Annotated in this window: 26 protein-coding genes and 1 rRNA gene; 19 read left to right on the forward strand and 8 right to left on the reverse strand. The window is 69.7% G+C overall.

The window, feature by feature from the left end; genetic code table 11:
* The first annotated feature begins 114 nt into the window (after positions 1-114).
* The 4 genes from pstS to pstB all read left to right on the forward strand — a co-directional run bounded on the left by pstS (position 115) and on the right by pstB (position 4,278).
* Positions 115-1,242, forward strand: coding sequence for a phosphate ABC transporter substrate-binding protein PstS (gene pstS / locus CP975_RS16440; RefSeq protein WP_055533187.1), 1,128 nt, complete (start codon positions 115-117; stop codon positions 1,240-1,242).
* Between the two features lie 113 nt (positions 1,243-1,355).
* Positions 1,356-2,378 (forward strand): phosphate ABC transporter permease subunit PstC, encoded by a 1,023-nt coding sequence (gene pstC / locus CP975_RS16445; protein ID WP_055533185.1) that lies wholly within the window; start codon positions 1,356-1,358, stop codon positions 2,376-2,378.
* Entirely contained in the window at positions 2,375-3,448 is a 1,074-nt protein-coding gene (gene pstA / locus CP975_RS16450; RefSeq protein ID WP_055533183.1) for a phosphate ABC transporter permease PstA, read from the forward strand. Before pstC ends, pstA begins: the two co-directional genes overlap by 4 nt.
* 53 nt (positions 3,449-3,501) lie before the next feature.
* Positions 3,502-4,278, forward strand: a complete 777-nt coding sequence (pstB, locus tag CP975_RS16455) for a phosphate ABC transporter ATP-binding protein PstB (RefSeq protein ID WP_055533214.1) — start codon at positions 3,502-3,504, stop codon at positions 4,276-4,278.
* Between the two features lie 119 nt (positions 4,279-4,397).
* On the opposite strand, the gene CP975_RS16460 is transcribed toward pstB, so the two are convergent.
* Positions 4,398-5,396, reverse strand: coding sequence for an inorganic phosphate transporter (locus CP975_RS16460; RefSeq protein ID WP_055533181.1), 999 nt, complete (start codon positions 5,394-5,396; stop codon positions 4,398-4,400).
* Positions 5,397-5,405: 9 nt separating this feature from the next.
* Positions 5,406-6,026 carry a DUF47 domain-containing protein gene (locus tag CP975_RS16465; protein ID WP_030784908.1) on the reverse strand — a complete coding sequence of 207 codons (621 nt, stop codon included), beginning with the start codon at positions 6,024-6,026 and terminating at the stop codon, positions 5,406-5,408.
* A 200-nt stretch (positions 6,027-6,226) separates the two neighbouring features.
* Here CP975_RS16465 and CP975_RS16470 point away from each other — a divergent pair, with 200 nt between their 5' ends.
* Positions 6,227-6,586 carry a metal-sensitive transcriptional regulator gene (locus tag CP975_RS16470; RefSeq protein ID WP_055533179.1) on the forward strand — a complete coding sequence of 120 codons (360 nt, stop codon included), beginning with the start codon at positions 6,227-6,229 and terminating at the stop codon, positions 6,584-6,586.
* Positions 6,587-6,711: 125 nt separating this feature from the next.
* On the opposite strand, the gene CP975_RS16475 is transcribed toward CP975_RS16470, so the two are convergent.
* Positions 6,712-6,906, reverse strand: coding sequence for a hypothetical protein (locus tag CP975_RS16475; RefSeq protein ID WP_055533173.1), 195 nt, complete (start codon positions 6,904-6,906; stop codon positions 6,712-6,714).
* 171 nt (positions 6,907-7,077) lie between these two features.
* Positions 7,078-7,902, reverse strand: a complete 825-nt coding sequence (locus CP975_RS16480) for an SCO4651 family lipoprotein (protein WP_055533171.1) — start codon at positions 7,900-7,902, stop codon at positions 7,078-7,080.
* A 136-nt stretch (positions 7,903-8,038) separates the two neighbouring features.
* Here CP975_RS16480 and CP975_RS35055 point away from each other — a divergent pair, with 136 nt between their 5' ends.
* Positions 8,039-8,194 carry a hypothetical protein gene (locus CP975_RS35055; RefSeq protein ID WP_167532702.1) on the forward strand — a complete coding sequence of 52 codons (156 nt, stop codon included), beginning with the start codon at positions 8,039-8,041 and terminating at the stop codon, positions 8,192-8,194.
* A gap of 80 nt (positions 8,195-8,274) precedes the next feature.
* Positions 8,275-9,840, forward strand: coding sequence for an FAD-binding oxidoreductase (locus CP975_RS16485; RefSeq protein WP_055533169.1), 1,566 nt, complete (start codon positions 8,275-8,277; stop codon positions 9,838-9,840).
* Between the two features lie 77 nt (positions 9,841-9,917).
* Here CP975_RS16485 and CP975_RS16490 read toward each other — a convergent pair whose 3' ends face one another.
* The 3 genes from CP975_RS16490 to CP975_RS16500 all read right to left on the reverse strand — a co-directional run bounded on the left by CP975_RS16490 (position 9,918) and on the right by CP975_RS16500 (position 12,446).
* On the reverse strand, positions 9,918-10,640 hold the full coding sequence (locus CP975_RS16490) for a phosphatase PAP2 family protein (protein ID WP_055533167.1): 723 nt from the start codon (positions 10,638-10,640) through the stop codon (positions 9,918-9,920).
* Between the two features lie 248 nt (positions 10,641-10,888).
* Positions 10,889-11,899 carry a C40 family peptidase gene (locus tag CP975_RS16495; protein WP_055533165.1) on the reverse strand — a complete coding sequence of 337 codons (1,011 nt, stop codon included), beginning with the start codon at positions 11,897-11,899 and terminating at the stop codon, positions 10,889-10,891.
* A gap of 118 nt (positions 11,900-12,017) precedes the next feature.
* A complete protein-coding gene (locus CP975_RS16500; RefSeq protein ID WP_055533163.1) occupies positions 12,018-12,446 on the reverse strand; it encodes an ATP-binding protein in 429 nt (142 codons plus the stop codon).
* A 193-nt stretch (positions 12,447-12,639) separates the two neighbouring features.
* Between CP975_RS16500 and CP975_RS16505 the strand changes: the two genes are divergently transcribed.
* The 12 genes from CP975_RS16505 (at position 12,640) to CP975_RS16560 (ending at position 25,225) form a co-directional block, all read left to right on the forward strand.
* Positions 12,640-13,485: a helix-turn-helix domain-containing protein gene (locus CP975_RS16505; protein ID WP_055533161.1), complete on the forward strand. Its 846-nt coding sequence runs from the start codon at positions 12,640-12,642 to the stop codon at positions 13,483-13,485.
* Positions 13,486-13,496: 11 nt separating this feature from the next.
* Positions 13,497-13,691, forward strand: coding sequence for a DUF397 domain-containing protein (locus CP975_RS16510; RefSeq protein ID WP_055533159.1), 195 nt, complete (start codon positions 13,497-13,499; stop codon positions 13,689-13,691).
* Positions 13,692-13,833: 142 nt separating this feature from the next.
* Complete coding sequence (locus CP975_RS16515) at positions 13,834-14,097, forward strand: DUF397 domain-containing protein (protein WP_150477047.1); 264 nt, start codon at positions 13,834-13,836, stop codon at positions 14,095-14,097.
* Between the two features lie 71 nt (positions 14,098-14,168).
* Positions 14,169-14,861: a hypothetical protein gene (locus tag CP975_RS16520; protein WP_150477048.1), complete on the forward strand. Its 693-nt coding sequence runs from the start codon at positions 14,169-14,171 to the stop codon at positions 14,859-14,861.
* A gap of 249 nt (positions 14,862-15,110) precedes the next feature.
* A complete protein-coding gene (locus CP975_RS16525) occupies positions 15,111-15,776 on the forward strand; it encodes a DUF4232 domain-containing protein (protein ID WP_055536514.1) in 666 nt (221 codons plus the stop codon).
* Positions 15,777-16,252: 476 nt separating this feature from the next.
* Complete coding sequence (locus tag CP975_RS16530; protein WP_055536489.1) at positions 16,253-17,713, forward strand: hypothetical protein; 1,461 nt, start codon at positions 16,253-16,255, stop codon at positions 17,711-17,713.
* Between the two features lie 242 nt (positions 17,714-17,955).
* Positions 17,956-18,264, forward strand: coding sequence for a hypothetical protein (locus CP975_RS16535; protein WP_030795286.1), 309 nt, complete (start codon positions 17,956-17,958; stop codon positions 18,262-18,264).
* 241 nt (positions 18,265-18,505) lie between these two features.
* Complete coding sequence (locus tag CP975_RS16540) at positions 18,506-19,345, forward strand: DUF8175 domain-containg protein (protein ID WP_150477049.1); 840 nt, start codon at positions 18,506-18,508, stop codon at positions 19,343-19,345.
* Positions 19,335-20,690: an energy-coupling factor transporter transmembrane component T family protein gene (locus CP975_RS16545; RefSeq protein WP_055535355.1), complete on the forward strand. Its 1,356-nt coding sequence runs from the start codon at positions 19,335-19,337 to the stop codon at positions 20,688-20,690. Before CP975_RS16540 ends, CP975_RS16545 begins: the two co-directional genes overlap by 11 nt.
* Complete coding sequence (locus CP975_RS16550) at positions 20,687-22,246, forward strand: SCO6880 family protein (RefSeq protein WP_030795294.1); 1,560 nt, start codon at positions 20,687-20,689, stop codon at positions 22,244-22,246. The genes CP975_RS16545 and CP975_RS16550 overlap by 4 nt, the downstream gene beginning before the upstream one ends.
* Positions 22,247-22,275: 29 nt before the next feature.
* Positions 22,276-23,661 carry an ATP-binding protein gene (locus tag CP975_RS16555; RefSeq protein ID WP_055535353.1) on the forward strand — a complete coding sequence of 462 codons (1,386 nt, stop codon included), beginning with the start codon at positions 22,276-22,278 and terminating at the stop codon, positions 23,659-23,661.
* Positions 23,651-25,225 (forward strand): type IV secretory system conjugative DNA transfer family protein, encoded by a 1,575-nt coding sequence (locus CP975_RS16560; protein ID WP_246201536.1) that lies wholly within the window; start codon positions 23,651-23,653, stop codon positions 25,223-25,225. The genes CP975_RS16555 and CP975_RS16560 overlap by 11 nt, the downstream gene beginning before the upstream one ends.
* 71 nt (positions 25,226-25,296) lie before the next feature.
* Here CP975_RS16560 and rrf read toward each other — a convergent pair.
* A 5S ribosomal RNA gene (gene rrf / locus CP975_RS16565) occupies positions 25,297-25,413 on the reverse strand.
* Positions 25,414-25,497 lie beyond the last annotated feature (84 nt).

Below are 25,497 nucleotides of genomic sequence, written 5' to 3' on the forward strand. Positions count from 1 at the left end.
TTCACTCCTGTCCATCGGCGCCTTCACCTGTCCTGCCTAATTTCGGCCTTACACAAGACAGACATCGCACGCCGCCAGCACAGGGCCGGCGGCTCCCGGAAGGAAAATCCGAAAGTGAAGCTTCAGCGCAAGAACCGGCTCCGCGCCCTGTCCCTCGGCGCCCTCGCCGTCTCCGGCGCCCTGGCCCTCACGGCGTGCGGCTCCGACGACACCAGCGGCTCGGGCGACGGCGGCAAGGAGACGAACGCCAACGCCAACATCAAGTGCGACGACGCCAAGGGTCAGCTCGCGGCCTCCGGCTCGTCCGCGCAGAAGAACGCGATCGACGCCTGGCGGAAGGTCTACACGACCAACTGCAAGGACGTGCAGCTGAACTACAACCCGACGGGTTCGGGCGCCGGCATCACCGCGTTCCTCCAGGGCCAGACGGCGTTCGCCGGTTCCGACTCGGCGCTGAAGCCCGACGAGATCGAGAAGTCGAAGAAGGTCTGCAAGGACAGCCAGGCCATCGGCCTGCCCATGGTCGGCGGCCCGATCGCCATCGGTTACAACGTCCCCGGCGTCGACAAGCTGAACCTCGACGCCAAGACCCTGGCCGACATCTTCAACGACAAGATCAAGACCTGGGACGACAAGGCGATCGCCAAGCTCAACCCCGACGTCAAGCTCCCGAAGACCAAGATCCAGGCCTTCCACCGCTCCGACGAGTCCGGCACCACGGACAACTTCACCAAGTACCTGAAGGGCGCCGCTCCGAGCGCCTGGCCGTACGAGCCGGGCAAGTCGTGGGAGCCCAAGGGCGGCCAGTCCGCGAACGGCTCCGCCGGTGTCGCGAGCCAGGTCAAGCAGACCGCGGGCGCCATCTCGTACTTCGAGCTGTCCTACGCGGGCGACGGCATCAAGACCGTCGACCTGAAGACGCAGGCCAAGGAGCCGGTGAAGGCCACCGTCGACAACGCCTCCAAGGCGATCGCCGAGGCCAAGGTCGTCGGTAAGGGCAAGGACCTCTCCCTGGAGCTGAACTACAAGCCCACCGCCGAGGGCGCCTACCCGATCACCCTGGTGACGTACGAGGTCGTCTGCGAGAAGGGCAACAAGGCCGACACGCTCGCCGCCACCAAGTCCTTCCTGACCTACATCGCCGGCGAGGACGGCCAGAACGTCCTCAAGGAGAACGACTACGCGCCGATCCCGGCCGAGATCATCACCAAGGTCCGCTCCACCGTCGCGGGCCTGAGCTAGCAGAACCGAGTGCGGCCGGCCCCGCAGGACCGGGCCGGCCGCACCGTCCGGTGCACCGCCGCCACGGAGCGCCCGCAGCACACGCGCGGCAGCTCCGCAGACCGGAGAACCCCATGGACATAGCAAGTAACACGACCGCACCTCCACCCGTCGACGACACGAAGCCCGTCGCCCCCGTGGACAAGGCCGCCGCCCGCGGCGCCACCCGCCCCGGCGACAAGATCTTCCTCGGATTCTCCCGGGGCTCCGGCATCGCGCTCCTCGCGATCATGGCCGCCATCGCGGTGTTCCTCACCTACCGCACGGCCCTCGCCCTCGCCGACAACACGGGCAACTTCCTCACCACCTTCGAGTGGGACCCGGCCGGTGCCTCCACCGGCGGCAAGCCGTACTTCGGCATCGCCGTCCTGGTCTTCGGCACCGTGGTCAGCTCACTGATCGCCCTGGTGATCGCCGTCCCCGTCGCCATCGGCATCGCGCTCTTCATCTCGCACTACGCGCCGCGCAAGCTGGCCACCCCCATCGCGTACGTGATCGACCTGCTGGCCGCCGTGCCCTCGATCGTGTACGGCCTGTGGGGCGCCCTCGTGGTCGCGCCCAACCTCACCGGGCTCTACAGCTGGCTCGACGACTACTTCGGCTGGACCGGGATCTTCGAGTACAACGGCGGCGCCCCGCGCTCCCTGATGACCGTAGGCATCCTCCTCGCGATCATGATCCTGCCGATCATCACGAACGTGAGCCGCGAGGTCTTCCTCCAGGTCCCGAAGATGCACGAGGAGGCCGCGCTGGCCCTCGGCGCCACGCGCTGGGAGGTCATCCGCATGTCGGTGCTCCCCTTCGGCCGCTCCGGCATCATCTCCGCCTCGATGCTGGGCCTCGGCCGCGCGCTCGGCGAGACGATCGCCGTCGCCACCGTGCTCTCCCCGTCCTTCCTGATCAACGCGTCCGTGCTCGACTACGGCGGCGGCACCTTCGCACAGAACATCGCCAGCAAGTTCAACGAGGCCAGTGAGTACGGCCAGGACGCGCTCATCGCCTCCGGCCTGGTCCTGTTCATCATCACGCTGCTGGTCAACGGCGCGGCCCGCCTGATCATCGCGCGCCGCAAGGAGTACTCGGGGGCCAACGCATGAGCACCACGACACCCACCCCGACCGGGCCGCTCACCAAGCGCCCCTCGACGCTCAAGGCGGCCAGCCTCCCGCGCTGGTCCCCCCTGGCCGTGGCCGCCGGCTCGGCCGCCGTCGCCATCGGCATCGGCGCCGGCGCCGGACTGCACAGCCACATCCAGTGGGGCCTGATAGCCGCGATCCTCTTCATCGTCGGCTCGTACGCCCTCGCGGTCACCGTGGAGGGCACCCGCCAGGCCAGGGACCGCCTCGCCACCTCGCTGGTGTGGGTCATGTTCCTGCTGGCCGTCGTCCCGCTGGCCTCGCTGATCTACGAGACGGTCCAGCGCGGCATCAAGGTCTTCGACGTCTACTTCCTGACCCACTCGATGGGCGTCCTCTCCGACGACGAGACCGGCGGCGGCATCTACCACGCCCTCATCGGCACTCTCCAGCAGGTGCTCCTGGCCTCGGTCATCGCCGTGCCGATCGGCCTGCTCACCGCGATCTACCTCGTCGAGTACGGGCGGGGGAAGCTCTCCAAGGTCATCACGTTCTTCGTGGACGTCATGACCGGCATCCCCTCGATCGTCGCGGGCCTGTTCGTCCTCAGCTTCTGGATCCTGATCCTCGGCTTCGGCTACTCCGGCTGGGCGGGCGCGATGGCGCTCGCGATCCTGATGATGCCGGTGATCGTCCGCTCCACCGAGGAGATGCTCAAGCTCGTCCCGAACGAGCTGCGCGAGGCCTCGCTCGCCCTCGGCGTGCCGAAGTGGCGGACCATCCTGAAGGTCGTCCTGCCCACCGCGATCGGCGGCATCACCACGGGCGTCATGCTCTCGGTGGCCCGCATCGCCGGTGAGACCGCGCCGGTCCTGCTCCTGGTCTGGGTGAACCCCCTGATCAACACGAACCCCTTCGACGGTTCGCAGGCCTCGCTGCCGCTGTACGTCTACCAGCAGTACGCGGCAGGCACCGACGCGTCGTACGACCGGGCCTGGGCGGCGGCGCTCGCCCTGATCGCCTTCATCATGATCCTCAACCTGGCGGCCCGCGGCGTAGCACGCTGGAAGGCCCCCAAGACGGGCCGCTGAGCGGCCAATCAGCGACCCTCTCGCACTCCCCCTCGAAAGAAGCAGTGATCCCCATGGCCAAGCGAATCGACGTATCCGGCCTGACCGCCTACTACGGCTCCCACAAGGCGATCGACGACATCTCGATGACTGTGGAACCCCGCTCGGTGACCGCCTTCATCGGCCCGTCCGGCTGCGGCAAGTCCACGTTCCTGCGCACCCTGAACCGCATGCACGAGGTCACGCCGGGTGGCCGCGTCGAGGGCAAGGTGCTCCTGGACGACGAGGACCTGTACGGCAGCGGCGTCGACCCGGTGGCCGTGCGCCGCACGATCGGCATGGTCTTCCAGCGCCCGAACCCCTTCCCCACCATGTCGATCTTCGACAACGTGGCGGCGGGCCTGAAGCTCAACGGCTCGTACAAGAAGTCCGAGCTGAACGACGTCGTCGAGAAGTCCCTCAAGGGCGCGAACCTCTGGAACGAGGTCAAGGACCGCCTGAACAAGCCCGGCTCGGGCCTCTCCGGCGGCCAGCAGCAGCGTCTGTGCATCGCGCGGGCGATCGCGGTCGAGCCGCAGGTCCTCCTGATGGACGAGCCGTGCTCGGCCCTGGACCCGATCTCGACCCTCGCCATCGAGGACCTGATCGGCGAGCTGAAGGAGCGCTTCACGATCGTCATCGTGACGCACAACATGCAGCAGGCGGCCCGCGTCTCGGACCGCACGGCCTTCTTCAACCTCTCCGCGGTCGGCCAGCCCGGCAAGCTCATCGAGATCGACGACACGGAGCGGATCTTCTCCAACCCGTCCGTCCAGGCCACCGAGGACTACATCTCGGGCCGCTTCGGCTAGCCGCCCCGGGCTCGGCCCACCCCGACTCCCCGCGGTGCTGCATGGCGGTGCCACCGCAGGGACAACAAGAAGGGCCCGCCCCTGGCTCCCGGGGGCGGGCCCTTCCTTCGTAGCCGTGGCTACAGGAACGCGAGGTTAACGATCCAGAAGCTGACCGCCGCGACCAAGGCGGCCGCAGGCATCGTGATGAACCAGCCAAGAATGATGTTCTTGGCCACCCCCCACCGCACCGCGTTCACACGCTTCGTCGCGCCGACGCCCATGATCGCGGAGGTGATGACGTGAGTCGTCGAGATCGGCGCGTGGAACATGAACGCGGTGGTGAACATGATGCCCGCGCCGGTCGTCTCGGCGGCGAAGCCCTGCGGCGGATCCAGCTCGATGATCTTGCGCCCGAGGGTCCGCATGATGCGCCAGCCACCCGCGTACGTACCGGCGGAGAGCATCAGCGCACAGGCGACCTTGACCCAGATCGGGATGGGCGCGTCGGCGCTCTGCACGTCGGAGATGACCAGGGCCATCACCACGATGCCCATCGTCTTCTGGGCGTCCTGGAGGCCGTGGCCGAGCGCCATGCCGGCCGCCGACACGGTCTGCGCGATACGGAAGCCGCGCTTGGCCTTGTGCGGGTTGGACTTGCGGAACATCCACATGATCGCGCACATCACGAGGTACCCGATGGCGAGACCGACGAGCGGCGACAGGAACATCGGGATGACGATCTTGTCGACGACCCCGGACCAGATGACCCCGATACCGCCGGCGAGCGCCGCTCCGACCATGCCGCCGAACAGCGCGTGCGAGGAGGACGAGGGAAGGCCGAAGTACCAGGTGATGAGGTTCCACACGATGGCGCCGATGAGCGCCGCGAAGAGGATCCACATCCCCTTGTCACCGTGCGGGGTCTCGATGATCCCCTCGCTGACGGTCTTGGCGACCCCGCTACCCATGAAGGCACCGGCGAGGTTCATCACCGCGGCCATGGCGAGCGCCGCGCGGGGCGTCAGCGCACGGGTGGAGACGGAGGTGGCGATGGCGTTCGCGGAGTCGTGAAAGCCGTTCGTGTACGTGAATCCGAGCGCGACGCCGATCGTCACGATCAAAGCAAAGGTGTCCATGGCTAGGCCTCAGGACTCCTTGACCGCGATGGTCTCCACAGTGTTCGCCACATGCTCGAAGGCGTCGGCGGCCTCTTCCAGCACATCCACGATCTGCTTCAGCTTCAGCACCTCGATGGCGTCGTACTTGCCGTTGAAGAGCTGGGCGAGGAGCTTGCGGTGAATCTGGTCGGCCTGGTTCTCCAGGCGATTCACCTCGATCCAGTACTCGGTGAGGTTCTCCATGGTCCGGAGGTTCGGCATGGCCTCGGCCGTCAGCTCGGCGGCCCGGGACAGGACCTCGATCTGCTGCTCGACGCCCTTGGGAAGTTCCTCGACCTGATACAGGACGACCAGGTCGACGGCCTCCTCCATGAAGTCCATGATGTCGTCCAGGGACGACGCGAGGTTGTAGATGTCCTCGCGGTCGAACGGCGTGATGAACGAGGAGTTCAGCTGGTGGAAGATCGCATGCGTCGCGTCGTCTCCCGCGTGTTCCGCGGCCCGCATACGCTCTGCGATCTCGGCCCGCGCGGAAGAGTCCGCTCCGAGCAGTTCCATCAGGAGCTTCGAGCCCGTGACGATGTTGTCCGCGGATGCGGCGAACATGTCGTAGAAGCTCGTCTCCCTGGGGGTCAGACGAAAGCGCACGTGGGGTCCTCGGGGTGCTCTGGATGCGGTCAGGCTGATGCTAGGCGCATCATCCGGCCACGGCTAACCGGCCGCCCCCCCAGTGTCGCCCATCAGGCACAGTGATCAGCACACCCCCCGAGAAATCGGCTAAGATATACCCACCAGGGGTATATGGATCAGCGAAAATACCCCATGCCCCTTTACAGGAGGAGGACGCGATGACGACCGCCGACGCGGCAGCGGTGACCCCGGAGACGCCCGAAGCGCCCTCCGACCACGGTGACCACGCTCACGGTGTGCACGGGTACCACAAGCAGAAGGACGAACACCTCAAGCGCCTGCGCCGCATCGAGGGCCAGATCCGCGGCCTCCAGCGCATGGTCGAGGAGGACGTCTACTGCATCGACATACTCACGCAGGTCTCGGCGAGCACGAAGGCCCTCCAGTCCTTCGCGCTCCAGCTCCTGGAGGAACACCTGCGGCACTGCGTGGCCGACGCGGCGGTCAAGGGCGGCACGGAGATCGACGCGAAGGTCGAAGAGGCGACGAAGGCGATCGCACGCATGCTCCGCACGTAACGCTCCCGCGAGGAGAACAGCCCAGGCCCACTCCAGCGGAGCCCGGGCAGGTTCACGCGGGCCCCGCGAGAAGCCGACCCGGCGCCAACGGGGCGGCGAGGGAGACTCCCCCGCCGCCCAAGCGACTAGCCGCGCCCGCCCGCCGAGGGCGACGCGTTGTCCTGGGGATCCCAGACCCTCAGCACCTCGTCGATCCGGTCAACACTGAGCCGCTCAGCCGCCGCACTCGCCGCAATGATGAGTTCGCCGCAGAGCTCGATCTCGGCGAGGGCGACGTGGTCCTGAACCGCCGTACCGCCACGCATAGGAGCCACGTTCATCACCTCTTCCTGACCAGCACCAAAATCAGCACCAGAAGCCGGCACCGAAAGCCGGCGCCGGAAGCCGGAAACCAGCACCTGCCCCGTACCGACTTGCCGACTTCCTAGAGTAGGGAGCGGCCCACACGCCGCGCATGGCACGGACGGACCATTTCCTCCAGCCGTACGCGACTACGAACCCGCGATTTTCCCGGCGAAGATGTCCTTCTCGGCCGGAAGTCGCACCCCGACAGGCACCCCGAAACCGTAGAGCAGCGTGGTCGACGCCACGTCGGCGTTGGCCACGGTGAACTGCTGGCGCAGCTTCCGCACCCGCCCCCGCTCATCGAGATAGGCCTCGAAGGGCACCTTCCCCCCGCTGAACCCTTTCGCCGCGGCAGCCCCCAGCGCACCACGCTGACCTGCGGAGGAAGCCTTCGCCGCGGTCCGCAGATCGGCGACCCCGCGGTAGTGCCGCACCTCCGCGCCGCCGACCCGCTCCTCCCCCACGTAGGTCACCTTCCGCGCCCCGCGCAGCAGTTCCGCCGCCGCGAGCGGATCCGTGGCGCCGCCGGTGACGAGATTCCCGTCGGAGAGCGAACGTGTCTCGATCCGCACCCACTTGTCGGCGGGCACCCCGGCCCCCCGGTTCTTCATGAAGAGCGCGCCGTCCGACATCAGCTCGGTGACCGGACGCCGCGCCCGGCCCCCGGCGGGGTCCTGAGGGAGCACCACCTCGAACTCCCCGAGCTGCCGCCGGAAGTCGTACACGCCCTCACCCCGGACGGTCACGCGCGTCCCGCCGCTGGCCATCTCCATGGACGTACGCGCCTTGGCGCTGCCCGCCCGGACCAGGAAGTCGGCGGACCTCCGCACCATTTCGCGGGGGTCGCCAGGGGCCCCCGCACCGCTGCCCTCGGCGACGGCACCGCCCGAACAGCCGGTGGCGACGGCCATCAGCCCCACCGCCACGACCGCGGTGACCGCCCGGCCCGTGCGCCTGTGCTGCTGCCCCATCGCCTGTGTACCCCCAAGCGTTTCCGCGCTTGTCGATCCCCCCGTCGTACGGGATAACGACCGGTACGTTGACCCGTCACGCCGCCCGAGGCGGACCGACCGATGCGGCTTCACCCGGGGTCGGTACCGTGACGGCGTGGCCGAACAGGAAGTCTCCGCCCCGCACCGCACGACGACGGTCGAGAAGGGCCGTTTCATCGCGGCCCACTGTTCCTGCGGCTGGCGCGGCCCGGCCCGCAGGGCCCGCAGCAAGGCCCGCACGGACGCGGCCGAGCACGAGGAGTCCCCCTAGAGCCGAACACGACGAGCCCCTTGAGGGAACCCGCCCGCCCCACGCACCGTCTCGTTCTCCGGGAAGCAAGGGGAGGCGTCATGGAACGACGTACGTTCATCGGTACAACGGCCGCCACGCTGGCCGCGGCCACCGTCGCGGGCTGCACGAGCGGCGCCGGGGGACCGGGCACGGCGGCGCGCACCAGCGGCACCAGCAGTACGCCCATCAGGACGTCCAGCGCCGCCGCCGCGGCGCCCGCGAGCCTCAAGGCCCTCGCCAAGGATCTCGACGGCACCCTCGTGCGTCCCGGCGAGGCCAAGTGGGCGGCGGCCCGTCAGCTGTACAACACCCGCTTCGACGATCTGCGGCCCACCGCGGTCGCCTATGTCGCGCACCCGGACGACATCCGCACCGCCCTGGCGTACGCCCGCGCCCACCACACCCCCGTCGCGATCCGCAACGGCGGGCACTCGTACGCGGGTTGGTCCTCCGGCACCGGCCGGCTGATCATCGACGTATCGAAGCTGAGCAAGATACGGGCGAGCGGGAGGACGGCCACGATCGGCGGCGGCGCCAAGCTGATCGACGTCTACCGCTCGCTCGCCGCGAAGGGCGTGACGATCCCCGCGGGCTCCTGCCCGACCGTCGGCATCTCGGGGCTCACCCTCGGCGGCGGCCAGGGCGTGGTCTCCCGCGCGTACGGCCTGACCTGCGACAGCCTCACCTCCGCCACCCTCATCACGGCGGACGGCAAGCAGCTCACCGCCTCCAAGTCCGAGCACAAGGACCTCTTCTGGGCGCTGCGCGGCGCGGGCAACGGCCAGTTCGGCGTCGTGACCGAGCTGTCCTACCGCACGCACACCGCGCCCCAGGCCGTCTCCGCGTACATGACCTGGCCCTGGTCGAAGGCGGCCGCGGTCGTCAAGGCGTGGCAGGCGTGGGGCCCGGACCAGCCGGACGAGATCTGGTCGTCCCTCCACCTGGCGAACACCCCGGGCGGCACCCCGACCGTCTCCGTCGCCTGCTTCTCCCTGGGCACGTACGGCGAACTGCAGAACGCCGTCGACCGCCTCGCCGACAAGATCGGAGCCCCCGCGCGCAGCGTGTCCCTGAAGCGGCGTACGTACGAGGAGGCGATGGAGGTGTACGCGGGCTGCTCGTCGTTCGCCACGGACGCCCAGTGCCATCTGCCCGGCACGACGCCCGGCCGCAGCCCGCAGGGCGCCCTCAAGCGGGAGACGTACGCGGCGAGTTCCGACTTCTTCGACCGCTCCCTGTCGGCGGCGGGCATCCGCGCGCTGCTGTCGCAGATCGAGAACGTGACGGGCGCGAGCGCGGGCAGCATCGCGCTGACGGCGCTCGGCGGCGCGATCAACCGCGTCGACCCGACGGCGACGGCGTTCGTGCACCGCCGCTCGCGGATGCTGGCGCAGTACATCGCGTCGTGGCGCGCGGGGACCTCGGGCTCACCGGCACGGGCGTGGCTGAAGTCGGCGCACGGGGCGATGGGGCGTTACGCGTCGGGCGCGGCGTACCAGAACTACACGGACTCGACGCTGACGAACTGGCGCGAGGCGTACTACGGGGCGGCGGCGCCGCGCCTGAAGCAGCTCAAGAAGCAGTACGACCCGGGCCGCTTCTTCGACTTCCCGCAGGCGCTCTGAGCCTCCTGGCTGACCGCTGAGCCTCCGGGGCGGCCGCCGGCCCTCCTGGGCGGCCGCCGATCCTCTGGGCGCTCGGCCTAGGCCGCGAGGTCCCGCTCGTCCGGGTCCGCCGCGGCCTCCGACGGCGACGACGCCGGGGATTCGCTCACCGCCGCCGCGGACACCGGTGCGGCCCTGCGGTCCCACACCAGCCACCCCACGTGCCGCGAGCGCCCGATCGCCTTGGCGAGCGGGGTGAGCAGCGCCATGGCGAGCGGGGAGAGGAGCAGGGCGACGGCCGTGCCGAGCGCGAAGCCGCCGATGACGTCCGTCGGGTAGTGGACGCCCATGAAGACCCGGCAGAAGCCCTCGACGGCGGCGAGCCCGAGGCCGACGAATCCGAACTTTCGGTGGGCCACGAAGAGTCCGGCGCCGATGGCCATGGCGAGCGTGGCGTGGTCGCTGACGAAGGAGAAGTCGTTCTTGCCCTCGACCAGGACGTCGATGCCGCTGTGGTCACGGAACGGGCGGGGCCGCTCCACGAACCCCCTGATGGGGACGTTCACGAGGACCGCGATGCCGGCGGCGAGCGGCGCCCAGACGACGGCGGCGACCGACGAGGCGGCGTCGTCGAGGGTGCCCCGCTTGCGCTGGCCCCACCAGCACCACACCACGAGCAGGACGAGGGCGAGCAGCAGTCCGTACTCACCGACGAACGCCAGGGCGCGGTCGAGCCAGTGCGGCGTATCCCGCGTCAGGCCGTTGATGTCGTAGAGCAGGCCGACGTCGGGGTTCGACCCGGATTCCTCGAGTCCAGCCATGGCGCTGCGGCCCCTTGTCTCCTAGCCCATGGACGCACTTTTCCGTGCGCCCTTCCATCAACCCCCGTGGTCGGTCCAGTCAAGGGAACGCCCGGTCCCCACCCCTACGTTCCACTCTCCACCGAAAGATCACTCAGACGTTACCGAAGAGAGATACATCGCCGCAGCTCAGGGAAGTTTTTTTACGGAGAGTTCAAGCCACGTCACACCACGCGTGCGCCCTCCGCACGCCCCCGCCCGCGCCCCCCTCAGACCGCTGTGGGCTTGACCGGTGCCGCCTTGGCGCCCTCATCCGTCACACGAGTCGCGCCAAAATAGTCCGGGGTGTCGATCGGGTCGAAGCGGATCACGGCGCCGGCCCGCGGGGCATTGATCATGTAGCCCCCGCCGACGTAGATCCCGACGTGCCGGATGGCGCGCGAGTTGGTGAGGTCGTCCGAGAAGAAGACCAGGTCACCGGGGAGCAGCTCGTCCCGCTTGGGGTGCGGTCCCGCGTTGTACTGGTCGTTGGCGACGCGCGGCAGCGTGACGCCGACCGTGCGGTAGGCGGCGAGCGTGAGACCGGAGCAGTCGAAACGGCCGTTCTGCTCGGGCGTGCCGTTGCCGCCCCACAGGTAGGGGGTGCCGAGCTTCTTCTGCGCGAAGGCGATCGCCCCCGCCGCCTGCTGCGACGGCTGCACGCGCCCCACGGGCTTGGCGAAGCTCTTCGAGAGGGTGGTGATGGTCTTCACGTAGTTCTGCGTCTCGCGGTAGGGCGGCACGCCCCCGTATTTGATGACGGCGTACGCGCCCGCGTTGTACGCCGCGAGCATGTTCTTCGTGGGGTCCCCCGGGGCGTCCTTCACATAGCCCGCGAGTTTGCAGTCGTACGAGGCCGCGGAGGGGATGGCGTCCTTGGGGTCCCAGACGTCGCGGTCGCCGTCACCGTCGCCGTCGAGGCCGTGCGTCGCCCAGGTCCCGGGGATGAACTGCGCTATCCCCTGCGCCTTGGCGGGGCTCGTCGCGCGCGGGTTCCACCCGCTCTCCTGGTACAGCTGGGCGGCGAGCAGGGCGGGATTGATGGCCTTGCAGAGATTGCCCCACTTCTGAACGAGGGACTGATAGGTCGCGGGCACGGCTCCCTTGGCGAGCCCCACGGACCCGCCGCCCACGCCGCTGGCGATGCTTCCCGCGGCCATGTACGTCCCGAGGACGAGGAGCGCGATGAAGCTGAGGGCGCCGCCGATCCCGACGGCCGCGACCAGCCACGCCTTACGCACCGTCAACCACCCCTCACCCGACGGGAGTCCACCGCCGCTCAGTGTAGAGGCCGGGTGTGACAGCGCCAGGAGCCATCGCCCGATAGGCCCGACAGGGAGTCCCCTTCACCGACCCGGACTAGGGCGAGACCTCCGCCCACAACAGCTTCCCCACATGCCCCTTCCCCACGGGGCCGGCCCCCCAGCTGTCCGCACAGGCCCGCACGAGGTGCAGTCCCCGGCCGCTTTCCGCGGTTCCCGGCGGGTAGGGGTCGAGGGCGCCTCCGTTCCCCCCGAACCCGGGTGGGATCCGCGGATCGGAGTCCCATACGGCCACGCGGATCCCCTGCGGGGAGGCGGAACGGACGCGAAAAGCGTAGGGCCCGTCGGTGTGGCAGTGCGCGTTGCTGAGCAGTTCTCCTGCGAGGAGTTCCGCGGTGGGGGAGAGTTCACCGAGCCCGTACGTCTCCAGGACCGCGCGGAGGGTGGCGCGGGCGATTCCCGGTGCGCGGGGGTCGTGGGGCAGTTGGAGGGTGTAGGTCCAGGGCGGCGATACGGTGGCGTTCATGGAAGTCTCTCCTGCGGGACGGTAGTTGCCGGGTAGGCCCAGTGACCTTGCCGCTCCGTCGAGCGGGGTTCTTCTGGGTGGATGACCTGAGCTATAAGGTAGCGAGGCCCGGATAAGAAATTATCGGCATCGCGTAAAAGGGCTGATCTGCCACTCGTGTGGGTGACCAGTCGTGGTGAGAGGCGAGCGAACGGTGAGATCCAACCCGACGGGCCGTCAACTCCGACTCGGCGCGGAGCTGCGCAAACTCCGTGAACGCGCGGGCCTGACGTCGACCGAAGCGGGTCAACTGCTCGGCGTGAAGCAGAACCAGGTCAGCAACATGGAGTCCGGCCGCATGGGCGTAAGCCCCGAGCGTGTACGGATGCTTGCCTGTCACTACGAGTGCCCGGACAAGGCCCTCGTCGAAGCCCTCACCCGCATGGCGAGCGACCGCACGCGCGGCTGGTGGGAGGAGTACCGTGAGCTGCTGCCCAGCTCACTGCTCGATTTGGCGGAACTGGAGCATCACGCCCGGGCGTTGCGTGACAGCGTCACCGCACGGATCCCCGGCCTGCTCCAGACGCACGACCATGCCCGCGAGATCTTCCGCCAGGCCGTTATCGAGCTTTCGCCGCCCGACATCGAGCACCGCCTCTCGTTCCGCATCAAGCGCCAGTCCGTGCTGTACCGCGACGCCCCTCTCCCCTACGAGGCAGTCATTCACGAGGCCGCGCTCCGCATGAAGGTCGGCGGCTCCGCCATCGCGCGGCGTCAGCTTCAACACCTCCTCGACATGAGCGAGCGCGACGGAGTCACCCTGCGTGCGATCACGTTCGATGCCGGCGCTTACCCCGGGTCCGGACAGTCGATCTACTACGTACACGGGCCGGTGCCCCCACTCGACACGGTTTACCTCGACCAGTCGCACGGGCTCGCGTTCCTCGACGCCGAGGCGCAACTTCACAAGTACCGCACCCTCTTCGACCGTCTGGAGGCAGTAGCACTCGCCCCCGGAAAGACCCGAGACCTTATCCACGCCGTGATGAAAGATCTGTAGGGGAAGCACTCATGAACCGTCACTGGCAGAAGTCCTCGTACTGCTCCGAGGGCAGCTCCTGCGTACACGTCGCCGCGACAACCACCGGCACAGTCGAACTCACCGAAAGCAGCGACCCCACCGGCACGATAGTCCGCACCACGCCCAGAGCCTTCGCGGCGCTGATCCGCACCGCCAAGCAGCCCGCAGGCGCCGAACCGGCCTGAGGGGACGTGGGGGTATGTGCGCACGGAGCACCGAGCACACCGCGTCCCGAGCGGCTGCCGGGGCAGCACAGCAGAGATGGCGAGTACGCACATACCCCCGCGGCCCCGCCCCACAGACGAAGAAAGGGCGCCGACCCCAGCCATGACCGACAGCCCCCGCCCCAGGCCCGTGCCCATACCCCCGCCCCCTGCCGGCCTCGACTGGATCCGCGCCGCCCCCGAGGACGAGCAGGGCCCCGGCCCCTGGATCGAGATCGCCTTCGGAGAGGGCGACGCCGTCTACCTCCGCGAGACCAGCACCCCGGACAACGTCGTCACCACCACCCGGACGAAGTGGAACGCTTTCGTACTCGGCGTACAGGCAGGCGAATTCGATCATTTCGTGGAAGGCGTCGACCAGGACTGACACCGCCCGACGGACACATCCGCTCGAAAACCGCTAACCACCCGCCGGGCAACTGCTGTTACCGTCCCGCCATGTCTGAGCCCTCTCACTCCCCTGGTCCCCAGGTTCCCCATAGCCCCCAGGGCCCCCCTAGCCCCGTAACCGCCGACGACGTCACCCGAGCCGTCCGCCACGCCGTAGCGACCCTCCGCGAAGCGCCCGCCGACGCCGACTGGAGCGTCAAGGCGGGCGGCCTGGAGTGGGACTGCTGGGAGACCGGCGAGCACCTCGCCGACGACCTCTTCGCGTACGCCGCCCAACTCGGCCCCGAACACCCGCCGCTGGACAGAGAGGTCCCCTTCCACTGGGTCAGCCGGACCCCGGGCGGCCCCGCAAACGTCACCCTCGCCGACCCCGCGGCAGGCCCGGCCGGACTGCTCATGGTCGTGGAGGCGTGCGGCGCGCTGCTGACCGCCATGGTCGCCACCACCCCGCCGACCGTCCGCGCCCACCACGGCTTCGGCGCCTCGGACCCCGAGGGCTTCGCCGCGATGGGAGTCGTAGAGACCCTCGTCCACACGTACGACATCGCGAACGGACTCGGCATCGGGGCCGCCTGGACCCCGCCCGCCGACCTCTGCACCCGAGTCCTGCACCGCCTCTTCCCCGACGCCCCCACGGACACGGCCCCCTGGCCCACCCTCCTGTGGGCGACGGGCCGCGGTGAACTCCCGGGCCGCAAACGCCTGACCGAGTGGCGGTGGTACGGAGAGCCCAGGGCCTGAAAGGGCCTGACCCAGCGGCCCGTGCCACACCCGCATCCCACCCCCGCGTTCCACGCGAAGTGCGTCACCCCAGGCCAGACCCCCTGGAAGCGTTCCAGCATCCCCGATCACCCAGTGTCCCTTGCCCCTGCCCGCCGGGGACGGCTTCGCTGTTGGCCAGGCCAGGAAACACGGCCTCACACAAGGCCAACACCAATGCCGACGCCAATGCCGACGCCACTTCGCACTTCGCATCTCACCGGGGACCCCATGAAGCTCACGCACGCCTCGAAGACCCTGCTCGCCGGCCTCACGCTCCTCGGCGCGCTCTCGCTCACCGCCTGCAACAACGACGACGGCGGCGTGAAGGCGGGAGACACCCCGTCCGGTGCAAAGCCGACGGTGTCCACGGGGACCGGCAGCAGCGGCGGAACGGGCGACTCCGGCACATCGTCCGGCTCCGGCTCCGGCTCCTCCGGGGAGGGCAACACCGACACCGAGGTCGACGACTGCCGCAGCGACGAGCTGGAGGTGACCGCCGCCGACAACACCACCGACAAGACGGAAGGTGTCATCACCGTCCAGTTCAAGAACGGCGGCGGGCGCGACTGCGCCCTCAGCGGCTACGCGGGCGTGGACCTCAAAACGGCCACCGGCGACACCCTGTCCGTCGACCGCAATGGTGACCAGCCCCACCCCCACGTCCTCAAGGACGGCGAGTCCGCCGCCTTCAACATCACCTTCCCGGTCAACACCACCGGCGGCTCCGGTGTCCGTATCACCAACATCCTGGTGACCCCGCCGAACGAGACGAAGACCGTCACGATCGCCTGGCCCGCCGGCTCCCTCCCGGTGAGCGGCGAGGACTCCTCGGACAGCGGCCCGAAGCTGTCCGTCGGCCCGGTCGGCAAGGTCAGCGACTCCCCCGCGAGCTGAGGTGGGCAAGTGACCCCTGGGGCTGGCGAAACCACCCGGTCACAGGGGGTCGACACCCTCCCCCACACGTGATTGACGCGACCCCAACCATCCTCGATGGTTGGGGAATCGGGCGTTGTGCGGCCGCTGGGCGCGGCATGGCGCGGTGCCACGGCTGGGGGGAGCCGACGATGGAACCGAACGAGCCGAGGGATCGACGCACCGCCGGACCCGAGAGCGAGGCCGACCGCGGGCCGGGCCGTTTCGGACCCCCGCCCGCTTTCCCGCCACCTCCGCCCGCGTTCCCGCCTCCCTCACTCCCACCCGTGTCCCCGACCCCACCCGCATCCCCACCCTCGTACGCGCCCTCTTCCTCCTACGCGTACCCGCCACCGCCGCCACAGTTGTCCGCCCAGCCCTCAGCCGCGCTCCCGCCCCCGCCCCCACTGCCCACCCGGCCACCCGGCCCACCCGGCCAACCCGGCGACCACAGTCCCTTGCGCCCTCTGGCCGTCGCCCTGCTGAACCTCAGCGGCCTCGGCCTCGGCTACCTCCTCATCCGGCGGCTGCTCCCCGCCCTGCTCTGCGTCGGCGCGACCGCCGCGCTGCTTCTGCTGGCGCTGCCCGCCGACGTCGACGGCGTACCCGGCGGCGTACTCATCGGCTACGCCGCCCTCCTGCTCCTTGCCGCCGTCCACGGCGCGCTCCGCGCCATCCGCGACCGGACGCGCCGGCCGCTGCGCGCCCCCCTCGCGACCGCCCTCGGCGTCATCCTGCTCGCCGTGCCCTCCGGCGGCGCCCTCGCCTACGAGAGCGCGCGGGACGAGGCCGTCGAGCAGATGCTCCTCGACCGCCTCGACAACGCCGACCGCATCGTCGCGGGCCTCGACTCACAGCCCTTCGAGGGCATCGCCGAGACGAAGTACAAGAAAGCCCTCCGCACCTACCGCGACCTCGCCGACGACCACCCCGGCTCCCGGGCCGCCGACCGCCTGCCCGACAGCCTCACCGCCTACTACGAGTCCGTCGCCGCCCCTTACGCCGCCAAGCGGTACTGCGAAGCCGTCCCCCCGCTCACACATCTACGCACCCTCCCCGGCACCCTCGGCAAGGACCGCCTCGGCGCCCTCGCCACCTGGCCCGACGACCGCCTCGCCACCTCCCTCTACGAGTGCGGCACCGAAGGGCTCGGCCGCTCGGCCGCCGACGCCCCGCTCACCGAACTGCTCCGCACCTTCCCCGCCTCGGCCCAGGCCAAGAAGGTCGAGCCGGCCCTGCGCGACGCCATCGACACCCGTACGTCCGCCGTCAAGGGCCCCGCCCCCTGCCCCGCCCTGGACGAACTGCGCGCCATCGGCACCACCGCCGCCGCCCTGCCCGGCGACGCGGTCGACGCCGAGGCCGTTCGCGGCGCCACCGAACGGGCCGTGGAGAGCGGCGTCTACGCCTGCGGCATGGACGAGTTCGAGGACGCCCACTTCGCGAAGGCCGCCGCGACCCTCAACGGCTTCGCCAAGGCCTACCCGGCCAGCGAGAAGCGCGACCGCGCCAAGGATGTCGCCATCGCCGCCGAGATCGCCGAGGAACGCCCGAGCGCGGGCCGCCGTCTGCCCCCGTCCGGCTCCCCCGGCGGCGCCAAGGTCGACCTCGTCGTCGCCAACCTCGGCCCCGGCGAGCTGGAAGTCCTCTACACCGGCCCCACCACCGGCAGCGTCCAGCTCAAGGACTGCGCCTCCTGCCGGGTCTTCGCCACCAAGTCCCAGGGCGACAAGACCTGCCGGGCCGGCGTCACGAAGTACCCCAGGACCACCCTCAGGCTGCCCGCCGGCGAGTACCACTTCCTCTACAAGAGGGCCACCGTGCGCGATCGCGCCGACGGCGCCAGGCTGAGCCCCGCCTACCGCTACACCGACTGCTCCTTCGTCACCCGTGGCACGGCCGGCCTCGGCCGCTCTTGAGTGCTCGTCAAAAGTGCTGGTCAGAAGTCCTGGTCAGAGGCACGCCGGGCCGTCATTGCCCGGCGTCGTACCGCGTGATACACAGAGTGACCAGACCTCGCGTACGAGGAAACGCACGAAGTCAGCCAACGAATGGCGCCAAGGCGCCATCCGCGGGCCCGATTGTCGGCGAGAATGAGCTGTCCTCTGCACCGAGGCGGGCAGAGGTGCCAGAACAACCCACTAGGGGCGGTGAGTTACACATGCTTATGGCAGCCGAAAAGGGCGACATCACCACCATCATCGGCGGGATCGCCCCCGACTGGGGTCCCTTCGGGAACCTGGGCAACGAGGCACGCGTCATGATCGAGGTCGTGATGGCGGTCGCCATTCTGCTGTGCCTGGGCATTGCGATCTGGGGCGCGGCGAAGCAACGCATCGGCGCGACGGCGCTGCGCGACACCTTCAGCGCGGAACAGGGCAAGGGCCTGATCATCGCGGGCCTGACCGGAGTCTTCATCATCGGTTCGCTCGGCACGCTGTTCACGATCGTCTACGGCATGGCGGTCTAGCGCCCTTCCCCAGGCCTCGACCCCGCGCTCCCTCTCCCCTTGTCCCGCCTGTCCCCCCTGTCCCCCCTTCCCTGTCCCCTCTTCCCTGTCCCCTCCCCCACCTGTCCGTCGTGCCCACCGGCTGAGGTTGCAACTCCCTGATGTCGAGTCACCACACCGCGCCCGCGCGGGAACCAGCACGGCTACCGTCATACGTGTCCTACGTGACGGTTCGGCGAGAGGTTGAGGGGGCGGTCGCGGCATGAGCCTCGACGACGAGCGGAACGACGGCCTCTTCGGCGGCTCGGGAGAGACCAGGACGCGGCTTCCCGAGGGGGAGGGCGGGGACGACGTCTACGGCGCGCGCAGATCCGCCCGGGGCGGGCGGACGTCCTCCCGCAGCCTGGTGACGGTGGTCGGCGTCGTGGTCCTGCTGATCGCGGCGATCGCCTTCGCCAACAGGGGCGGGGACGAGTCCTCTGCGGGGGGCGGCGACGCCAAGACGCCTGACGCGGCGGCGACGGCCCCTTCGGGGAGGAAGCCGGTGGGCGGCAAGGCCGACGGGATCGCGACGGGCTTCGCCAAGACCGAGCAGGGTGCCCAGAGCGCGGCGGCGAACTTCGCGGTTCCGCTCGGCTCTGCCGAAATGTTCGACAAGGGCAAACGCGACGCCATCCTCCGAACCGTCATGGCGCCGCAGAGCGTGGCCAAGTTCCAGGCCGAGCTCGACAAGGCGTACACCGCGCCGTTCTTCAGGAACGTAGGCCTGAACGAGGACGGTTCGACGCCGAACGGCTATCAGTTCATCTCGCGCACATCCCCGATCGGCACGAAGGTCACCGACTTCTCGGACCGCAAGGCCACCGTCGAAGTCTGGTGCAGCGGCCTGCTCGGCCTGGCCGGCGAGAAGTCCACCAAGCCGGTCACCAACAGCTGGTTCACGCTCACCATGGAGCTGGCGTGGATCGACGGCGACTGGAAGGCCGTCACGCACTCCCAGAAGAACGGTCCCGCCCCAGTTCCGGGCGACGACCGTGCGTCCAACTCCGACGAGATCGCGAAGGCGGTCGAAGGGTACGGAGGGTTCACGTATGCCCGGTAGCCGCCGTGTACTCCGCCTCAGCGCCACCATCACGGCCGCGCAGACCGCGGCGGTCCTGTTCGCGACGCGTGCCTTCGCGGCGCCGGAGCCCAAGGACGACGACGCCTGCGACCTCATCCACGGCCCCGCCAAAAAGTACTGCGAAAGAGGCCAGGCCACCCGAGACGGAGGCAGCTCCGGGGACGAGGGCAAGTACCCCACCGACGCCCCCCTCGACGGCACCGCCGACCCCCTCAGCTCCCTGGCCAAGGGCTGCGCCGAAGCCGCCTCCTGGACCGTCGACAAGCTGTCCGACGCCGTCAAGGAGACGGCCAGCGTCGACTTCACCAACCCCAAGTTCCTCCAGCAGTACGCCGTCGTCTTCGCGGCGTCCACCATCCTCACCCTCCTGCTGTGGCTGCTCGCCGTGGCGAAGCGGGCCGTGCGGGGCGTGCCGTTGACCACCGCGATCTCCGAGGCCATCGGGTTCCTGTGGCTCACCGTGCTCGCCTCCGCCTTCACGCCCCTGATCCTGTACACCGTCGTCTCGGCGACCGACGGTGTCTCGGACGTCATCGCGAAGGCGACGGGCGGTCAGACGGACCACTTCTTCGGGACGTTCGCGGGCGCCCTGAAGAGGGGCGAGGACATCGGCGGCGGCCCGATCATGCTGATCGTCGTCTCGCTCGTGTCGATCCTCGCCGCGGGCGTGCTCTGGCTGGAGCTGGTCATCCGGGCGGCGCTCCTCTACGTAGGAGCGCTCCTCGGCACGGTCGTCTACGCCGGCCTCGTCGACAAGAACCTGTGGTCGCACGTCCGCCGCTGGGCGGGCATCATGATCGCCGTCATCCTCGTCAAACCGATCATCGTGATCGTGCTCGGCCTCGCCGGGGCGCTCTCCGCCGACGACGGACCCGACGCGTTCTCCGCCGTCGTCTCCGGACTCTCGATCATCCTGCTCGCCATCTTCGCGAGCGCCATGATCTACCGCTTCGTACCGGGCTTCGGCGACGAGATCGCCGGCTCCCGCGACAACCGCATGATGCGCGGCGCCGAGAACAAGGCCGCCGCCGTGATCAGCTCCCCCGCCTCCCTCGTCTCCCAGGGCATCAAGACCCACAGCGCCCGGGGCCACGGCGGCGGCGGTGGCGGCGGGAGCAGCCAGCCCCGGCCCGCCAACCCCGCCAGCGGCGGCGTCGCCGCACACAGCGGCCGCACCTCCCCGGGCGGCTCGTCGAACGGCGGCGGATCTGTCCCCTCCGCCGCACCCGCGCCGCGCAGCAGCGCGACGAACACGCCGCACGCGGGCAACCGCGGCGGCTCCCGCAACAGCAGTACCAACCGCACGGGAGGTGAAGGGCGTTGACGACCCAGTCCCACGTGTCCCAACCGGTCGCGCCCCGCCGCACATATCTGATCGGCCGCGCGCGGCCGAACGCGATCGTCGGCAAGAACCGCGAGACCGGCGAGATCGCCCTCATCATCGTGGGGGCGTTCCTCGGCATGATGTGCGGGCTCCTCGTCCCCCTCCTCGCCCTGCGCATCGTGCTGCTCTCCGGCCTGCCGATGCTCGCCGTCGCGGCGGTGTACGTCCCGTACAAGGGCCGCACGTTCTACAAGTGGTTCGAGATCAACCGCAGCTACAAGCGCTCCCTCAAGCGCGGCACCGCCTACCGCTCCGCCGCCCCCGAGGCCGGGGTCAGGATCGACGGCCGCGAGGTCGAGGTCGGCCCGCCCCCCGGCATCGGCCGCATCAGCTGGCTCGCCGCGCCCTTCGGGCCGGACGAGATCGCCGTGCTGCTGCACGCCGACCGGCGCACGGTCACGGCCGCCATCGAGATCGAGGGGCCGGGCGTCGGCCTGCGCGACTCCGAGGACCAGGAGGCGCTGGTCGACCGCTTCGGGACGCTCCTGAAGCACGTGGCCAACGGCGACGGCTTCGTCACCCGCCTCCAGATGCTCGCCCGTACGCTGCCCGCCGACCCGGACGCGCACGCCAAGGACGTCGCCCAGCGCGGCGACGACCGGGCGCTGCCGTGGCTCCAGCAGTCGTACGACCAGTTGCAGTCGATGGTGTCGACCAGCAGCGAGCAGCACCGCGCCTACCTCGTCGCCTGCATGCACTACTCCCGCGACCTGGCCGCCGAGGCCCAGGCGATGGCCCGCGCGGCGCGCCCGCACGGCGGCCGCAAGCTCGACAAGGACGCCGGTCTCGCCGTCGTCATGGCCCGCGAGCTGACCGACATCTGCTCGCGGCTCCAGGAGGCCGACATCCGCGTACGGCAGCCGCTCGGACAGGGCAGGCTCGCCTCGCTCGTGCACTCCATGTACGACCCGGACCACCCCATCGACCACATCCAGGCGATGACGAAGCGCAACGCCTGGCCCGCCGAGCTGGACGCCATGGAGCCCACCTACCTCCAGGCCAAGACCCGCGAGTCCTCCACCCGCGCCCCCTGGTGCCACGCCACGGCCTGGGTGAAGGAGTGGCCGATGACGCCCGTCGGCGTCAACTTCCTCGCCCCGCTGCTCGTCCACACCCCCGACGTGATCCGCACGGTCGCCGTCACCATGGACCTCGAACCCACCGAGGTCGCCATCGAGCGCATGCTGACCGAGAAGACGAACGACGAGGCGGAGGCCAGCCGCCAGGCCAAGATGAACCGCACGGTCGACCCCCGCGACATCGCCTCGCACTCCCGCCTCGACCAGCGCGGCGAGGACCTGGCGAGCGGCGCGGCGGGCGTCAACCTCGTCGGCTACATCACGGTGTCGTCCCGTTCCCCGGAGGCCCTCGCGCGCGACAAGCGCACCATCCGCGCCTCCGCCGGCAAGTCGTATCTGAAGCTGGAGTGGTGCGACCGCGAGCACCACAGGGCCTTCGTCAACACGCTGCCGTTCGCGACCGGCATCCGACGTTAGACGTATCGACGTAGAGGCAGGCTGTTGCGATGCGGGATCCGCTGACCGTCCTCACGGACGCCTTCACGTCCTTCCTCTTCGGGAAGGTCGAGACGACCAGGCTTCCGGTGCGCACGTCGACGGGGCAGGCCCAGGCGGTCTACCTCCCGACGGCCGCGCCCGGCCTCGGCGACTCGGGCGTGATCATCGGGCGCGAGGTGTACTCCGGCAAGGGTTACATCTACGACCCCTTCCAGCTGTACGGGCAGCAGCTGCCCGCGCCGCACTGGCTGGTGCTCGGCGAGTCCGGCAACGGCAAGTCGGCGCTGGAGAAGACGTACGTCCTGCGCCAGCTGCGCTTCAAGGACCGCCAGGTCGTCGTGCTCGACGCGCAGGGCGAGGACGGGGTGGGCGAGTGGAACCTCATCGCCCAGGAGCTGGGGATAACTCCCATCCGGCTCGACCCGACCGCCGCCCTGGACATGGGCATCCGCCTCAACCCGCTGGACCCCGCGATCACGACGACCGGCCAGCTCGCGCTCCTGAGGACGATCATCGAGGTCGCCATGGGGCACGGGCTCGACGAGCGCTCGGGCTTCGCGCTGAAGGTCGCGCACGCGTACGTGAACGAGACGATCGTGGAACGCCAGCCGGTCCTCACCGACATCGTCGAGCAGCTGCGCCACCCCGAGCCGGAGTCCGCCGAGGCGATGAACGTGGCCATAGACGACGTACGGGCATGGGGCCTGGACGTGGCCCTCGTGCTCGACCGCCTTGTCGACGGTGACCTGCGGGGCATGTTCGACGGCCCGACGACGGTCGGCGTCGACCTCGACGCGCCCCTGACCGTCTTCGACCTCTCCCACATCGACCGCAACTCCATCGCCATGCCGATCCTGATGGCGATCGTCGGCGTCTGGCTGGAGCACACGTGGATCCGGCCCGACCGCAAGAAGCGCATCTTCCTGGTGGAGGAGGCGTGGCACATCATCAACTCCCCGTTCGTGGCGCAGCTGTTCCAGCGGCTGCTGAAGTTCGGGCGGCGGCTCGGTCTGTCGTTCGTGGCGGTGGTCCACCACCTGAGTGACGTGGTGGACGGGGCGGCGGCGAAAGAGGCCGCCGCGATCCTGAAGATGGCCTCCACACGGACGATCTACGCCCAGAAGGCCGACGAGGCGAGGGCCACGGGGCGGGTCCTCGGACTGCCCCGGTGGGCGGTGGAGATCATTCCGACCCTGACCCCCGGCATCGCGGTATGGGACGTCAACGGCAACGTCCAGGTGGTCAAGCACCTCATCACGGAGACGGAACGGCCGCTGGTCTTCACCGACCGCGCCATGACGGAGTCGTCCGCCGACTTCGCCGACGACGCGATGCGGGCGGCCGAACTGGAGGCGGAGGCACGGGCGGCGTACATGGAGCAGCATGCGGGATGACTGGGAGCGGAGAGGCCCCTCGTACGGGCGCGGTCCCGAGCGGGGTGCGCGGAGCGCCGGCGCCGAGAGGGGCATCCCGGACGGGCTGCTACTGAGTTTCCTCGGCTTCCTGCTGGGCTCCACGGTCCTCGTCTGGACGTCCACGAGGCTCGCGGCGCGGTTCGCGCGAGGGGCGTGGCCGGACGGAGTCACGTTCGGGAACACGCCCCTGGCGGTACGCCACTTGATCGGCAGCCCGCAGGACCTGCCGGGCGCCTGGCCCGCAACACCTGCGGCGCAGCTGTCGGGATACGGCCTGTTCTGGGGCCTGTTCATCGGCCAGCTGATGGTGTTGATCGTACTGATGGTCTTCGTGACGGGCACGGTGGTGCGGTGGCGGGCGGTGCGGAGGACGAGGCGCGCCGAAGGCGCGAACAACGCTTCTTGGGCCCCGGTCCCGGCGCCGGCGCCGGCCCCGGAGAGCGCCGCACCTCCGGCCCCGGCCTTGGAGAGTGCCCCGGCCCCGGCCCCGGAGAGCATCCCCGCCCCCGCCCCGGAGAGCCCACCGGCATCCTCTGCGCCACTCACACCACCTGCATCACCCACATCACCCGCACCACTGACACCACCATCACCACTCCCATCCCCCACTCTCCGTACGCCCCTGATCCTCGGCACCCCCGCGACCAGAAGACCCCACGCCCTCCAGGCCGTCCAGGACGCCGAGGCCGCCGCCCTGGTCCTGACCTCCGACCCCACCCTGTGGGAGGAGACGAAGGACGCCCGCGCCAAGCTGGGCCCGGTCCTCCTCTACGACCCGTCCCACCTCTGCGACACCCCGGCCCGTCTGCACTGGTCCCCCACCGCCGGCTGCCAGGACAAGGCGACGGCCGCCCAGCGCGCCGCCGCCCTCCTCGCCCCGATAAGGCCGAGCGCCAAGCTGGACGCCGCCGTGGCCGACACGGCGGAGACCCTGATGCGCAGCTTCCTGCACGCCGCCGCGGTGGGCGACAGGCCGATGAAGCACGTCCACCGCTGGTCCCAGGGCACCCAGGTCCAGGAGGCCGTACGCATCCTCCGTACGCACCCCGGGGCCGCGCCCGGTGCCGCGGGCGAGCTGGAGGCCACCCTCACGGCGTACCCCGAACGCCGTGACGTGGCCCAGGAGTTGACCGCCCGAGCCCTCTCGGCTCTCTTCACGGTCCACGTCCGCGAGTCCTGCACCCCAAACCGAACTGATGCGCTCACGCTGGATTCCTTCGTCCATGAAGGGGGCACGCTTTTTGTGGTGGGTGAGGCGATCGAGGATCCCAAGGCCCGCCAAGGCCCGGGTGCCATGCCGCTGCTCACGGCACTCGCCTCCAGCGTGGTCGAGCACGGCCGGCGCATGGCCGAACGGTCATCCTCCGGTCGGCTCGACCCACCAATGACGCTCGTCCTCGACGACGCCGCCGCGGTCGCCCCGCTGCCTCAGCTCCCGGAGCTGCTCGCCACCGGCGCCGACCGGGGCCTGCCCACCCTGGCCCTGCTCCGCTCCCGCGAACAGGGCCGTTCCCGCTGGCCGAACAGCGAACTGCCGGTCTGACAACAGATGAATAGCCGTGAACGCAGAAAACCCCCGCACCATAAGGTGCGGGGGTTTCCCATTCAAAATTAGTTCGGCGGCGTCCTACTCTCCCACAGGGTCCCCCCTGCAGTACCATCGGCGCTATGAGGCTTAGCTTCCGGGTTCGGAATGTAACCGGGCGTTTCCCTCATGCTATGACCACCGAAACACTATGAAACTGTCAACCGCACCGCACGTGACCATGTACGGGGTTGTTCGTGGTTTCAGAACCAACACAGTGGACGCGAGCA

The organism is Streptomyces alboniger (assembly GCF_008704395.1).
GTDB classification, from domain to species: Bacteria; Actinomycetota; Actinomycetes; order Streptomycetales; family Streptomycetaceae; genus Streptomyces; species Streptomyces alboniger.